The organism is Tissierella sp. (assembly GCF_031460495.1).
In the GTDB taxonomy this organism is placed as follows: Bacteria; Bacillota; Clostridia; order Tissierellales; family Tissierellaceae; genus JAVKTS01.
This window is the reverse complement of record NZ_JAVKTS010000004.1, coordinates 239632-253907: the sequence shown is the minus strand read 5'-3', so window position 1 is coordinate 253907 and position 14276 is coordinate 239632. Positions and strand designations below refer to the sequence as shown.

General features: G+C 30.2%; 15 protein-coding genes. 2 read left to right on the top strand and 13 right to left on the bottom strand.

The window, feature by feature from the left end; all coding sequences use genetic code 11:
* Nucleotides 1-4: 4 nt before the first annotated feature.
* From nagZ to RIN63_RS11835, 4 genes are all read right to left on the bottom strand, one after another.
* Complete coding sequence (gene nagZ / locus RIN63_RS11850) at nt 5-1237, bottom strand: beta-N-acetylhexosaminidase (RefSeq protein WP_310444942.1); 1233 nt, start codon at nt 1235-1237, stop codon at nt 5-7.
* A 124-nt stretch (nt 1238-1361) separates the two neighbouring features.
* Entirely contained in the window at nt 1362-2276 is a 915-nt protein-coding gene (gene glsA / locus RIN63_RS11845; RefSeq protein WP_310444941.1) for a glutaminase A, read from the bottom strand.
* A 14-nt stretch (nt 2277-2290) separates the two neighbouring features.
* Nucleotides 2291-3955 carry a nucleoside kinase gene (locus RIN63_RS11840; protein ID WP_310444940.1) on the bottom strand — a complete coding sequence of 555 codons (1665 nt, stop codon included), beginning with the start codon at nt 3953-3955 and terminating at the stop codon, nt 2291-2293.
* A gap of 16 nt (nt 3956-3971) precedes the next feature.
* Nucleotides 3972-4940 carry an RluA family pseudouridine synthase gene (locus RIN63_RS11835; RefSeq protein WP_310444939.1) on the bottom strand — a complete coding sequence of 323 codons (969 nt, stop codon included), beginning with the start codon at nt 4938-4940 and terminating at the stop codon, nt 3972-3974.
* A gap of 98 nt (nt 4941-5038) precedes the next feature.
* Between RIN63_RS11835 and RIN63_RS11830 the strand changes: the two genes are divergently transcribed.
* Entirely contained in the window at nt 5039-5551 is a 513-nt protein-coding gene (locus RIN63_RS11830) for a hypothetical protein (RefSeq protein ID WP_310444938.1), read from the top strand.
* Between the two features lie 71 nt (nt 5552-5622).
* Here RIN63_RS11830 and RIN63_RS11825 read toward each other — a convergent pair whose 3' ends face one another.
* Both RIN63_RS11825 and RIN63_RS11820 read right to left on the bottom strand, forming a co-directional pair.
* A complete protein-coding gene (locus RIN63_RS11825; protein ID WP_310444937.1) occupies nt 5623-6177 on the bottom strand; it encodes a DUF6648 family protein in 555 nt (184 codons plus the stop codon).
* Between the two features lie 48 nt (nt 6178-6225).
* Complete coding sequence (locus tag RIN63_RS11820; protein ID WP_310444936.1) at nt 6226-6942, bottom strand: pseudouridine synthase; 717 nt, start codon at nt 6940-6942, stop codon at nt 6226-6228.
* 133 nt (nt 6943-7075) lie between these two features.
* On the opposite strand from RIN63_RS11820, the gene RIN63_RS11815 reads away from it, so the two are divergent.
* The gene (locus RIN63_RS11815) at nt 7076-7243 is read left to right on the top strand and encodes a DUF1540 domain-containing protein (protein ID WP_310444935.1); all 168 of its coding nucleotides are present in this window, start codon (nt 7076-7078) and stop codon (nt 7241-7243) included.
* A 43-nt stretch (nt 7244-7286) separates the two neighbouring features.
* Here the strand turns inward: RIN63_RS11815 and RIN63_RS11810 are convergent, their stop codons facing one another.
* The 7 genes from RIN63_RS11810 to RIN63_RS11780 all read right to left on the bottom strand — a co-directional run bounded on the left by RIN63_RS11810 (nt 7287) and on the right by RIN63_RS11780 (nt 14232).
* Nucleotides 7287-7721 carry a hypothetical protein gene (locus RIN63_RS11810; protein WP_310444934.1) on the bottom strand — a complete coding sequence of 145 codons (435 nt, stop codon included), beginning with the start codon at nt 7719-7721 and terminating at the stop codon, nt 7287-7289.
* A 79-nt stretch (nt 7722-7800) separates the two neighbouring features.
* Nucleotides 7801-8754: a TIGR01212 family radical SAM protein gene (locus RIN63_RS11805; RefSeq protein WP_310444933.1), complete on the bottom strand. Its 954-nt coding sequence runs from the start codon at nt 8752-8754 to the stop codon at nt 7801-7803.
* Nucleotides 8755-8874: 120 nt separating this feature from the next.
* The gene (locus RIN63_RS11800) at nt 8875-9282 is read right to left on the bottom strand and encodes a DUF1292 domain-containing protein (RefSeq protein ID WP_310444932.1); all 408 of its coding nucleotides are present in this window, start codon (nt 9280-9282) and stop codon (nt 8875-8877) included.
* A gap of 84 nt (nt 9283-9366) precedes the next feature.
* Nucleotides 9367-10821: an aminoacyl-histidine dipeptidase gene (locus RIN63_RS11795; protein ID WP_310444931.1), complete on the bottom strand. Its 1455-nt coding sequence runs from the start codon at nt 10819-10821 to the stop codon at nt 9367-9369.
* 90 nt (nt 10822-10911) lie between these two features.
* Complete coding sequence (locus RIN63_RS11790) at nt 10912-11409, bottom strand: GAF domain-containing protein (RefSeq protein ID WP_310444930.1); 498 nt, start codon at nt 11407-11409, stop codon at nt 10912-10914.
* 14 nt (nt 11410-11423) lie between these two features.
* Complete coding sequence (gene nrdG / locus RIN63_RS11785) at nt 11424-11894, bottom strand: anaerobic ribonucleoside-triphosphate reductase activating protein (protein ID WP_310444929.1); 471 nt, start codon at nt 11892-11894, stop codon at nt 11424-11426.
* Nucleotides 11895-11904: 10 nt separating this feature from the next.
* Nucleotides 11905-14232: an anaerobic ribonucleoside triphosphate reductase gene (locus RIN63_RS11780; protein ID WP_310444928.1), complete on the bottom strand. Its 2328-nt coding sequence runs from the start codon at nt 14230-14232 to the stop codon at nt 11905-11907.
* Nucleotides 14233-14276: the final 44 nt, after the last annotated feature.

The following is a 14276-nucleotide window of genomic DNA, read 5'->3' as shown; positions in this document are numbered from 1 at the left end:
TCCATTATCTATTAATCTCATCAATTAATTTAGTAGTATTATGATTTATTTCTTGTAAATCTAGTTTGTCTATTACGCTATCTTCCAAATTAAATTTATCTTTAAGCTTTAATATTCTATAGACTTTCTTATCTATATCTTCTTCACTTAACTCTCCACTATTTACTGCATCAGCTATTTTTTCTACAGCCTTTCTTGGATTATCTTTCCCGTGGCAAATCAAAGCAATATCTCCACCTGACTTGATAAACTGTAGTACACCATCCTCTAAAGTATAATTTTTAACTATAGCTCCCATGGTCATATCATCAGATACTATTACACCATCATAACCTAATTCATCCCTTAAAGTTCTTTGTATTACTTCAAAAGACATAGTGGCAGGGTAGTCCTTATCTATCTCAGGGTATAATATATGTGCTACCATAATCATCTCTACATCTTCTTCAATAGCTGATATAAAAGGCAATAGTTCAAAGAATTTTAATTCATCCATATCTTTGCGTACTATAGGTAAATTAATATGAGAGTCAATATTTGTATCTCCATGTCCTGGAAAATGTTTTACTGCTGGGATTACTCCACTTTCTCTTATTCCCTTCATGACCTGAATACCACTAGATACAACTTGATTAACTTCAGTTCCAAAAGCTCTGTTTCCAATTACAGGATTATTGGGGTTAGAGTTAATATCTAATACAGGTGCAAAATTCGTATTGAATCCCAATGCTTTTACTCTGTCTCCTAACATCTTGCCAAAACCATAAGAAATTTCTTCATCATTTTTATTTCCTACTGTCATTGCATCTGGTAGCTTTACAAATGACTTAGGTAATCTACTAACCATCCCGCCTTCTTCATCTATAGATAATAATAATGGGATATCATTATTAGAATTAGCTTCTTTAAGATTGTTTAACAGTCCTAACACCGAGTTTTCATCTATTATATTTCTTGAAAATAATATAAATCCTCCAACCTTTAGATCCTCAATAAACTCAATTGCCTCTTCATTTATGCTACTTCCGTCAAATCCTACCACTATTAACTGACCTATTTTTTCTTCTATTGACATTGATTTAATTCTATCATCTATTGGAACCATGTGGTCATTTTCAATATGTCCAATATCATCCTTACTTGAATTATTATCCTCATCTAAAGATTTTTCTTGACACCCTACAAATAAGAAACAACTCAAGATAAATAAAATAATAACACTTTTTTTATATGTCATTCAATCACTCTTTTCTTTAGGTAACTCAATTTTATTATAGTTTATCCATGTTTACAAGAAATAACGATACTGTAAATTAATATAAGTGGAAGGTTTAGGTTTAGCTTTCCCCCCCACTTACATTTTAAAATATACTTAAGTTTAATTCTTTAGATAAATCTCTAATAATGCCAAATCCTGCAATGGAATTTCCATATTGGTCTAAGCTTGGGCTATATACCCCAATCCCCATCTTATATGGTATAGTCCCTAAAATACCTCCTCCTACACCACTTTTTGATGGTATGCCTACATTTGCGGCATATTCACCACTAAAATTATACATCCCACATGTAGCCATTATTGCAGTTACTATGGATGCTGCTTTTTCATTGGACACCATACTATTTTCTTTAAGTAGAGGGCATCTATTCCCTATAAATAATCCAATCTTAGCTATATCAACAGTATCTACTTCTATGGAACATTGTTTGAAATAAGTATCTAAGATTTCATCTACATCTCCTTCAAGAAACCCTCTGGACTTCATTAGATATGCCATAGCTTTGTTTTTATCTCCCGTTCCTTTTTCAGACAAATAAACTTCTTCATTGTAATTAATATTAGGATTCTCAGTAACTTCTCTAATGAATTCAAGTAATCTATTAAACTTTTCTTCCCCTTTTCCTTTAATCAAGGATGTGGTTACAATTGCACCAGAGTTAATCATAGGGTTAGTAGGTTTTAAAGTATTTGGTAAATCCAATTTGAATAATGTATTAAAAGGCTCTTCTGTAGGTTCATAATCTATTTTTTTAAATACATACTCCTCACCATTATCCTTTAAGGCTAATAGAAGGCTTAATACTTTAGATATACTCTGTATAGTAAATTTTGTATTATAATCTCCAGTTTTATAAACATTCCCATCTGTATCCATTATACAAATTCCTATTTCATTTGGGTCTTTCTTGGATAATGCTGGTATATAATCTGCTACCTTACCTTTTTTTATCATATATCTATTGTTTTCTACGACTTTATCTAATATTTCTTTCATATCATCCCACCTCATTAATGAATGTCAAAATAAGTCTTTCCAACAAATTCTCGTAGTATTGAATTAGGAGGAATAATACTCTCATCTTCGATTTCTTTAAAATAATTAAGGAATTTAAGTAGTTTTTTAGCTTCACCATAATAAATACTAGTATTGTCAATTTCCTTTAAAAGTGGTGAAATATGCTTTTTCAGCACTGCTAATTCATATACTAATGCGGAATCAAATAATATATCTGCCTCTTCTTGGAATGGGAAAATATATCTCTCCTCACCCTTTCTAACCCCTGACCACATCTCCAAGGTTCGCAAAGCGTCGTTTCCCCTGTACTTAATATCTCTGACAATCCTTCTTATCAACCTTGTATCTGTAGTCGGAATACGATTATGTGCATCTATATTAAGTTGAGTTAAAGCTGAAATATATATCTTGTACTTATTTTTTTCTGGTATATGATAAGTCATTTTAGGATTCAAACTATGAATCCCCTCAACAATAATTGGATGATCTTTATCAACTTTTATTATTTTGCCTGATTTTTCTCTTTTTCCTGTAGTAAAGTTGAACTTAGGTAATTCTACCTCATTACCTTCAATGAGCTTCACTAAATCCTCATTTAAACTTTCTAAATCAATAGCATCAATAGATTCAAAATCATAAGTACCATCTTCATTTAGAGGAGTTTTTTCTCTATCGACAAAATAATCATCCACTGAAATAGTCACTGGTCTTTTACCATTTACTTTTAATTGAACTGCCAGTCTTCTAGAGAAAGTTGTTTTTCCTGAAGAAGAAGGCCCAGCAATTAAAATTAGGTGAAGATCTTCATCTTCACAAATCTTATCTGCAATTTTGGCAATTTTCTTTTCATGAAGGGCTTCAGATACCCTGATAACTTCTGCAATACTTCCATCCATAATTTTTTCATTTAGAGATCCTACATATCCAAGATCTAAGATATCACCCCAATCATTTACCTCTTTAAAGACTTTAGATAGTTTCTTTAATTCTTTAAACTCAGGTATTTGATGATTAGATGTCGTACTTTGAAATAAAATTATAATTCCTGGATAATAATATTTAAGCTCAAACTCCTCTATATAACCAGTGGATGGAGCTAGATAACCATGATATGTATCTATATGGTCACCAATGGTATATACATGTATTTCTTCTCTTTCTAGGGTATTATGAAGTCTAATCTTATCATCATAGTTGTTTTTTTTAAAAAGTTCCATAGCTTTATCCTTTGGTAACTTTTCTCTACTAATAGAGTAATCAGTTTCTATTATTTCCTTCATCTTCTCTTGGATTTCTTCTACTTCTTTGAAACTAAAAGAAAAACCTTTCTCAAAACATGCATAAAGACCTTTGCCGAGGAAATGTTCAATTCTAACAACCCTATCAGGGAAAATAGCTTTGCAAGCCATTATAAAGACTGCAGAAATAGTCTTAGTATATATTCTATAACCATCCACATCTCTTATATCTATAAAACTAATATTTGCTTCTTCATGAATAGTTTTATTTAGATTAAATACTTCATTATTAATTCTTGCACCTAAATAGTTTTTATAGTCTTTGTCAAATACCTTTTTAGATATATCCTCAAGTCTATCTCCATGATTGATCAGTACTTCCCCTACGCCCTCTACATAAACCTTTAACTCACGATTCATTTAATCACCCCTTCGATTATTTAAATAAATCTTCTTCTATCTTTGCAATTTTCCCTGCTATTTCACTAATAAAAACTTTACTATTTAGATAAGAAAATTCACCTTCTAATCCGTTGAATTCAACCTTATATCCGTGTAGCCATTGATTATCTAGTCCATAATTCTCATTAAATGTATTGTTTATTTCTCTATAACCATATTTCCTATCTCCAATGACTGGATATCCTAATGAAGATAAATGCCCCCTTATCTGATGTGTTCTTCCAGTGATCAGTTCAATTTCAAGTAAGGAATATTCATTATTATTTCTAAGTGGTTTTATATTTGTAACAACTTTTTTTGATCCATCAAAATCATCTTCATATACCTCAACTCTGTTCCTATCTTCATCTTTAGTTAAATATCCTTCTGCAGTAAATTCTTTCTTTATAATTCCCTTAACTATGGTCTTATAAAATCTTCTTATATGTCCATTTTTTACTGCCTCATTTATACTTTTAAGTGATTGATAATTTTTAGCACCTATTATAATTCCTGAAGTATTTCTATCTAGTCTATTGCATATTGAAGGTGTAAAGGTTTTTTCTACCCTAGGTACAAAGTCTCCTTTTTGAATTAAATAAGAAATCATACTATCAACTATGTTTTCTTCAAATTCTTTGGAAGCACCATGAGATAATATACCTACTGGTTTATTTATCAAAATAATATTATTATCTTCATAAATAATATTGGGTATAATCTTTGATCTAATCTCACCCTTTTTTGTAATAAACTTCTCTATAGTCTCATCAGACAAATAAAGCTGTATTGTATCCCCTTCATAAATGGTAGTTTCTGGGTTAGCTTTTGCTTCATTTACCTTTATGTTCTTTTTTCTAATCATCTTAAATATAAATCCTTTTGGTGCTTCTCCAAAGTATTTTTTTAGAAATCTATCCAATCTTTGGTCGCTCTCATTTTTATCTATTAATATTTCTTTCAAAGTTTTCTCACCTTTTCCTAGTTCTTATGTTATAATATATTATACACTACTTAAGAATTAAAAACTCTATTTTTTTAAAGTTCTTTAACGAGGTGAAAATGTTGAAAAAAATACTAGAAAGCTTGAAAGATATTTTATATGACTCTGTAGATTACATAATTATGATTGGAATAATAGGAATAGTTGTATTCATAATCGGATGGAGATTAGATCTTTTGTTTGCAAATGATGCCTTAGATTTACCTCCGAAAAACCATGCTATTGTAGAAGATGATTCAGCTAAGGACCCTGATCCTATAGTAGATGACCAAGAAGAGCAAGATATCGAGGAGCCTATTGTAGAAGATGATATAGTAGAAAATGAACCTGATGAGCCTAAAGACCCAATAGTTGAGAATCCTGTAGGTACAATTATCAAAATTGTTATCCCACCTGGATCTCTACCATCTAAAATAGGTAATATTTTAGAATCAAATGGACTAGTTACAAGCAAAGGGGATTTTGTTCAAAAGTCACAAGAATTGAAACTTGATACTAAGTTGAAATCTGGAAGCTTTGAAATTGAGGTTGGTAGTTCATTAGAAGAAATAATAAAATTAATTGCAAAATAATAAAATAATATAACAGAACATTTTATTCCTTATAAAAAAGTCTTCCTTTCGGAAGACTTTTTTAATCTTAATTAATAAGTTTCATTAATATATTCATCTATTAAAGAATCTTTCTTTTCTTCAATAAAAATTCCTTTTTCTTTTAATATGTCCAATAACCAAATTGCCTTAGAATGAAATATTGCTTCCTTATAATCAAGTAATACAATCTCATAAAGTTTATCATTTAGGGATCTTGAATTCACATTAATGTAATAGGCATCAATCCCTTTGAATTCTAAGTACTTGAGTAAATTAAGAGCTGCTTTATCCTTTTCATGATAATAATTATTTCCCTTGTTTAAATAATAATTATAATACTTATTATGTTTTTTAGTATTTTTTATATCCTTTGCAAGAGCAGTAAAATATTTTGCTAATACATTATAATATTGGTAATTGTACATACCCATTTCATAGCTATCTATCCTTAAGAAAGGTTTCAAGTTCATTCTCTTTACTAAATCATAGTTATACTCTAAATACTGTTTTTTACTTATATCGCCTCTTTTGAATTGGACTATTAAAGAAGATCTGTTTTTAAAAAATGTTTCAAAAATACTACTTTTATCACTGTAAACACTCAAATTATACACCCTATCTAATTTTAAATTTAATTATATTATATCATAGTTTTATCTATTTTTTAATAAAATAATTTCTTCCTCTGTTAATTCTCTATATTCTCCAAGATTTAAAGACTCATCTAATATTAAGGGTCCCATTGATACTCTCTTTAAAAATATAACTTTCATACCAATACTTTCAAACATTCTCTTTACTTGGTGGAATTTACCTTCTTGTATAGTTAAAAATATTTCTGAAATTATATTTGCATTTATAATCTCTAAATCCGCCGGTAAAGTCTTGTAGCCATCATCTAATATGACTCCTGATTTAAAAGCTTCAATGAATTTATCTTCCACATATCCATCTATCTTAGCATAATACTTTTTATCTACTCCCTTTTTAGGAGATAATAGTTCGTGAGCTAATTTACCATCATTACTTATCATAAGCAAACCCTCTGTATCTTTATCTAATCTGCCAACTGGAAATGGTTTATATATTAGATATTCCTCTGAAAGTAAATCTAATACTGTTCTAGTTCTAGGATCATCTGTTGAAGAAACTAATCCTTGAGGCTTATTCATCATTAAATAGATAAATTCTCTATATAAAACCTTTTCTCCATTAAAAAATATTTCATCTTCATATGGATTTACTTTAAGCTCATTATCATAAATAATGGAGCCATTTACTTTCGCTCTACCATCTTTAATAAATCTTCTAACTTCTTTTCTGCTTCCATAACCCATGTTTGCAAGTATCTTATCTAGTCTTTCTTTCATCTCATCACCTTTCTCTTCTCATATACTTATTTTACACTATTTTAATTTATATTTAAATAATTCTAGTATAATAATTTCTGAATTAGTAAAACTAAACCCATGAAACAAAATATTTGTGTGAAAGGAGATTGACATGCATAACGAAAAGATTACTGAAGGAGTAAAATGTGTAGTAAACAGCTGTCATTATTACAAATCTGGGGATTTATGCTCAGCAGGAAAAATAGAAATACAACCAAGAGATGCCAAATCATCCGATCAAACTGATTGTGGCACATTTAGACCAGATAGTATGAGTTAATTGATTATTTAAAAAAGGCAGGATTTTTAATCCTGCCTTTTTTCTATACTGCATATTGTGTTTCTAATTCTATGCAATATTCTTTTAAATCATCTGGTATTTGATCCATGGTATAATCAACATTAATAAAGAAATCTATATTATATTTCTCTTCAATTTTAGATAAATCATATAGTATTTTTTCTAAATCAGCGATATCTAGCTTCATAATCTTATAAATACTATCTACATAAATTTTTTCTATGTCATAATCCATCCCAATAATCCCACACAAAAAGCCATAGAAAGATTCAACATTTAATATATTGAATTCCATGGCATTAATTAGTCTCACATTATAATTTAGTGTAAATATATGGTCGTCATCCACATCAATAAAAGCAATATTTCCATTGCCCTCCTTCATATCTTTGTTAGCGTTGTCTATAAGCCATTTTGTCTTCCCAGTACCCTTCTCACCTAAAATGAATTTAACCATGAACAACCACCTAGCCTTTCATATATTTATTATATTATACATTCGACATAAAACCCAATTATCCTTTTTGTTTTCAAAATTATTCGAAATTTCTTATTCCTTTTCCATTTAAGTAATCAAACTTTACACCTTGTTTGGTATTTCTTGCTTCCATTAAAGAAACAATTTCATCCCTTATTTTCCACCAAGATTCACTCCAATTAACAAATAGTAAGTTTTCCTCTGGAGCTCTCCCAATTATTCTTTGTATAACAATTTTTGGATCTAAATATTCTAAAAAAACAATAACTCTTTCCATATATTCCTCTTTAGAAATCAGTCTCAATTCTCCAGATTTGTAAATTTCAGCTAATTGAGTTCCTTCAACAATATATAAAGCATGAAGCTTTATCTCATCTATCCCTAAAGCAGATATTACCTTTGCATTTTCAATAACATCAAGTTCACTGTCCCAAGGAAAATTGAGAATTAAATGGGTGCAATTTCTCAAACCATATCTTTTAATCTTCAAGCTTGCATCTATATATTCTGCTAGAGTATGACCCCTATTTATTTTGCTTAGGGTCAGATAATTCACCGTTTGAAGTCCTAGCTCTATGGTTATATCCACATTGTAATTTTCTTTGATACCAGATAAATATTCTAAATATCTATCATTTATACAATCTGGCCTTGTAGATATGGATATGCCAACTATGTCTTCTACTAAAACCTCTTCTATAGCGAATTTAAACTCCTCAAAGGGAAGATAAGTGTTTGTAAAATTCTGGAAGTAAGCAATAAACTTTTTTGCTTTATATTTTTTCCCTATATATTCTTTATTTCTTTTCAATTGATCTTTAATTTTTATTGATGAAGGTAAGTTTTCAAAAGAACCTCCTTCTTCACCACAAAATATACATCCTCCACTACCTATAGTTCCATCTCTATTTGGACATGTGAGGGGTAAACTTATAGGTAATTTATATACCTTTTCTCCAAATCTATCTTCTAGATACTTTGAGTAGGTATTATATACAGTAATTTGATTCAATTTTTTCCTCCTTTCTTTAGATATCTAATACCCTTTTTAATTGAAAATCAACAATTGATTTTTATTATATTATTATTTGTAAAAAGCACTTCGCTAGAATAGCAAAGTGCCTGTACAAAATTATTCCTTATCTTCTTCTACATCATAGTTTTCATATTCAACAAATTCATCTTCATCATCTGAAAATAGAGCATAGAAAGCTTCTGATACAGTTTCAAATTCTTCTTCATTTTCTATTGGTAATAAGTCAAAATCTTCTTCCTCTAGCTGAACATATTTGTATAGTAATACTTCATCTTCTCCAATAGGTAATAATGCAATGTATTCAACATCTTCAACTTCAAATATACCTAGAACTGTACACTCTAATTCAGTATCATCATCAAGTGTAAGATACATTATTTCATCTTCATCATCTTCAAACATCATGTGATCGTGATCATGTTCTTCTCCACAATCTGTTCCACATCCACATCCACCACAATGCTCATCATTGTATTCAAAAGTTTCATCTTTTTTCTTGTCCATGTCAATTCTCCTTTATCTATAATTTTATTAATTATATGCTAATAATACCTTATTTAACCATAGAAGTACATATGTTATTTAAAATTATTTTATTTTTTCCAAGACTTTTAGTAATAACTCATAAGTTCTTTCAGTTGAAGATATACTAAGTTTCTCCCCAGGCGCATGAACCCCATGCATATTTGGTCCAAATGATACCATATCCATTTCACCAAACTTCTCTTTAAATAGTCCACACTCAAGTCCTGCATGAATAGCTGCAATCTTTATTTCTTCCCCAGAAATTTCTTTATATGATTTTTTGAAAACTTCTCTTATATAGGAATCTCTGTTATATTCCCAAGCTGGATATGAAGAAGAACTCATCCATTTAGCACCTATGTTTTCTGCAATTATCCTTATCTGATCTGAAATATAGGATTTTAATGTTCCTACGGATGATCTCATGGCAGACTCAATGGTTACTCCATCTTCTGTAGTTTTAACTACACCAACATTATTAGAACTCTCAACCAACCCTTCTATGTCCATACTCATAGTTTGAACCCCATTTGGCAATATCATTAAAGCAGTAATAATTTTCATCATAATGTCTTTATGAAAAACTCTATTTATTTTTTCTTCAGATTTTTTAAAAATCAATTCAATACCCTTATCAGAAGAAGCTAACTCAGCTTTTAATTCATTTTCTATCTTTGAAACAGTATCTTTGACCACTTCAACTTTATCATTTGAAAGAGAAATAATTGCTTTAGCATATCTAGGTATAGCATTGGATTTAGATCCACCTTCTATAAAAGATAAATCCATATCTGTATCCATATTTATTCTATGAAGTACTCTAGCTAATATTTTGTTGGAATTTCCTCTATATTTATTGATTTCCATACCTGAATGTCCACCTTGTAATCCTGCAACAATAATCTCATAGGCATCTTTTCCTTTAGATATTTCACTCCAATTAATTGGAATAGTAATAATATTTCTCTCTCCTCCCGCACAACTAACAAGTATCTTACCTTCTTCTTCGGAGTCGATATTTATTAGAATCCTACCATCTATATTTTTTATATCTAAAGCATCTGCTCCAGACATGCCTGATTCCTCATTAGATGTAACTAAGACTTCTAGCCTTGGATGAGGTATATCCTTGGACTCTAGTAATGCCAAACACATGGCAACTGCAATTCCGTTATCTGCTCCTAATGTTGTTACCCTTGCTAATATATTGTCTCCTTCAATCTCAAGCTTAATTGGATCTTTGGAAAAATCGTGATCTGAGTCATCAGTTTTTTCTCCTACCATATCCATATGTCCTTGTAGTACAATAATTGGACTATTTTCATAACCTTTATATGCTAGCTTCTTGATGATTACATTTAGGGCTTCATCTTGTATTACCTCTAAACCTAGGTTCTTTCCAACTTCAACCAAATAATCGCTAATCCTCTTTTCATCGTATGAACATCTAGGTATTTTAGATATTTCCTCAAAGTAATACATTACTCTTTCTGGTCTAATTCCATCCAATATTCCCATTATTATCATCCTTTCAATTATTTATTCCTATCTATTTTTAATTTAACTCAAATTGTTATACATTAATATCAGTATTGATATTAATAAGGACTAGATGTTTTCCCAATCTATATACTCATTTAATATATCTACAAGCTTTATAAAATAACCTTTTTCTAATTCGGTAAATCTATTCTTTATAGGACTGTCTAAATCTAGAACTCCATAAACCTTATTATCCTTAATTATTGGAATAACTAATTCTGAATTCGATGCATCATCACATGCTATATGACCTGGAAACAAATGTACATCTGCTACTAATTGCACCTCTCTAGATTCTACAGCTGTACCACAAACACCTTTGCCAATGGCAATCCTATTACAAGCTGGCAACCCCTGAAATGGCCCTAGAACCAATTCATTATCTCTTAGAATATAAAACCCTGCCCAATTTATTCTATCCACGCAGGCCATTATTATGCCTGTTACATTTGAAATATTAGCTAAACTATCTTGTTCAGAACTAATTTGGCCTTTCAAAAGTATTAGCATATATTTAAGTCGTTCTTCTTGATTCATGTTTTTAATAGCATCTAATTTAAACATAAATTATTTCACCCCTACTTACCTAAATATTTTTTTACATCTATTATTCTTTGATTTTTAGATCCCCTAAATTGTAACATTAAAGATTTCTCTGCTATATCAAATTTTCCATCTATTAAGATATCTGTCTGAAATAGTAAAGATCTAAATTTATCACTAGCTAATATCTCTTCAAATCTATATCCTGTATAAGTAACCACATTTAAGCCTAATTTCTTTACCTTCATTGCCAAAACACTACATTCATAAGCTTGTTCAAATGGCTCTCCCCCACTAAGAGTAATTCCATCTAGCAAGGGGTTTTGCTTAATCATATTAATGATATCGTCTATATCAATTAGCTTTCCCCCACGAAAAGAATGGGTCTCAGGATTATGACATTCGGGACAGTTGTGATTACATCCCTGTGTAAATATTACCATTCTAATACCTGGTCCATCTACAATAGATTCTTCTTCTATACCTGCTATTCTTATTTCTTCCATAGTTTCATACCTATTTGTTAGTACAAGAGAAATGTTTTACTCTATCTCTTTCCTCTGCCTTTTTAGCATCGTTGAATCTATCTAGAGTACCTACTAAATATCCAGTAATACGACGAATTCTTTCAAATTTTATATTTCCTTCTTTCCTTCCACATTGGGGACATACGTCTCCAATTACTCCTGTATAACCACATACTGGATCTCTATCTACAGGGTGATTAATTGAGCCGTATCCAATTCCAGCTTCCTTCATAGCTCTAACTATTTTTTCAAAAGCTTCAATATTTTGCAATGGATCCCCATCTAATTCTACATAGGTTATATGTCCAGCATTTGTTAACTCATGGTAAGGTGCTTCAATATTAATTTTATCTATAGCTCTAATCTTATGATAAACAGGGACATGAAAACTATTAGTATAATATTCCTTTGTAGTAATGTCCTCAATATCTCCAAATACTTCTCTATCTATTTTTATAAATCTACCAGCAGTACCTTCTGCTGGAGTTGCTATTAAAGTAAAATTCATTTTGTATTGTTTACTAATATCATCCATTCTATCTCTCATATGTTTAACAATTGCTTTTCCAAGATTTTGTGCTTCTGTACTTTCGCCATGATGCATTCCTATTAAAGCTTTTAAACATTCCGCCAAACCTATAAATCCAATTGATAATGTACCATGTTTTAATACTTCTCTAATCTCTTCATCTCTAGATAATTTATCTGAATCCATCCAAATACCTTGTCCCATTAAAAATGGATAATTGTTTACTTTCTTGCTAGCCTGAATCTCAAATCTCTCTATCAATTGTTCAATGACTAAATTAATAGTTTCATCTAATTCCTTATAGAATCCATTGATATTCCCTTTGTTTCTAATACCTAACCTAGGCAAATTGATTGTTGTAAAACTTAGATTTCCTCTTCCATTTACTATTTCTCGGGAAGGATCATAGACATTTCCAATTACTCTAGTTCTACATCCCATGTAGGCAACCTCCGTTTCTGGTTTACCTTCTTTGTAGTATTTAATGTTAAATGGAGCATCAATAAATGAGAAGTTAGGAAACAATCTTTTTGCGCTTACTTTGCATGATAACTTGAATAAATCATAGTTTATATCATCTTTATTATAATTAATTCCCTCTTTAACTTTGAAAATTTGAATAGGAAATATTGGAGTTTCACCATTTCCAAGTCCCTGCTCCGAAGATAAAAGCAAATTTTTAATTACCATTCTACCTTCTACAGATGTATCAGTTCCATAATTTATAGAGCTAAATGGAATTTGTGCTCCGGCTCTAGAATGCATAGTATTTAAATTATGGATCAAAGCCTCCATAGCTTGAAAAGTTCTTTTATCTGTATCTTTATAGCTGTTCTTCTCAGCAAATTTCTGTATCTTTCCAATCATTTTATTATCATTTAATAGTTCTGTTAAATATTCAGCCTCTTTCACCTTATATTCTTCACTATCACATAATGTAGGTACTAAATTATATTCTTCTTCTAAAATCTTAAAAACATTTTCTAAATTATCATCTAAATCTATATCTTCAACTAATAACTCAATAGCTTTTCTTAAGTTCTGTCTATATTGTTTTATATAAGTCTTTCTAACTCCTGGCGCCATTCCAAAATCAAAATTTGGTATGGATTGACCACCATGTTGATCATTCTGATTTGATTGAATAGCAATACAAGCTAAAGCCGAATATGAATGTATATCATTTGGTTCCCTTAAAAAACCATGTCCCGTACTAAATCCATTTTTAAATAACTCAACAATATCTATTTGACAACAAGTAGTAGTCAAAGTCAAAAAATCCAAATCATGTATATGAATATCACCAGCCTTATGAGCTTTTGAATGTTCAGGATTTAGTACAAATAAATCGTAAAATTGCTTTGCAGATTCCGAACCATATTTAAGCATAGTTCCCATGGCAGTATCTCCATCAATATTTGCATTCTCCCTTTTAATATCCACATCTTTAGCTTCTTTAAATGTCAAATCTTCGAATACCTTCATAAGTCGAGTATCCATTTCTCGTACTCTGTTTCTTTCTGCCCTATATAATATGTACTCTTTAGCAGTCTTAGCATGTCCTGATTCTATAAGAACTTTCTCAACCATATCCTGCAAATCCTCTACTCCAGGAATTTTACCCTGAAATTTTCCATCAGTAAGCATTATAACTTTTTCTGCTAATGCCATGGATATTTTATAATCCTGCCCACCAGCCGCTTGAGCAGCTTTAAATATAGCATTAGAAATCTTCTCAATATTAAAAGGTACTTCCCTACCATCTCTTTTCTTAACTTTTGTAATCATTAATTAGCCTCCTTGCACAAATAACTCTACATATTGTTAATCCA

Coding starts and splice junctions, on each gene's coding strand:
- glsA (WP_310444941.1), bottom strand. CDS start 2,276: ATGAAAGAAATATTAGATAAAGTCGTAGAAAACAATAGATATATGATA.
- RIN63_RS11795 (WP_310444931.1), bottom strand. CDS start 10,821: ATGGGAATATTGGATGGAATTAGACCAGAAAGAGTAATGTATTACTTT.
- RIN63_RS11810 (WP_310444934.1), bottom strand. CDS start 7,721: ATGGTTAAATTCATTTTAGGTGAGAAGGGTACTGGGAAGACAAAATGG.
- nrdG (WP_310444929.1), bottom strand. CDS start 11,894: ATGGAAGAAATAAGAATAGCAGGTATAGAAGAAGAATCTATTGTAGAT.
- RIN63_RS11790 (WP_310444930.1), bottom strand. CDS start 11,409: ATGTTTAAATTAGATGCTATTAAAAACATGAATCAAGAAGAACGACTT.
- RIN63_RS11830 (WP_310444938.1), top strand. CDS start 5,039: ATGTTGAAAAAAATACTAGAAAGCTTGAAAGATATTTTATATGACTCT.
- nagZ (WP_310444942.1), bottom strand. CDS start 1,237: ATGACATATAAAAAAAGTGTTATTATTTTATTTATCTTGAGTTGTTTC.
- RIN63_RS11780 (WP_310444928.1), bottom strand. CDS start 14,232: ATGATTACAAAAGTTAAGAAAAGAGATGGTAGGGAAGTACCTTTTAAT.
- RIN63_RS11820 (WP_310444936.1), bottom strand. CDS start 6,942: ATGAAAGAAAGACTAGATAAGATACTTGCAAACATGGGTTATGGAAGC.
- RIN63_RS11815 (WP_310444935.1), top strand. CDS start 7,076: ATGCATAACGAAAAGATTACTGAAGGAGTAAAATGTGTAGTAAACAGC.
- RIN63_RS11800 (WP_310444932.1), bottom strand. CDS start 9,282: ATGGACAAGAAAAAAGATGAAACTTTTGAATACAATGATGAGCATTGT.
- RIN63_RS11840 (WP_310444940.1), bottom strand. CDS start 3,955: ATGAATCGTGAGTTAAAGGTTTATGTAGAGGGCGTAGGGGAAGTACTG.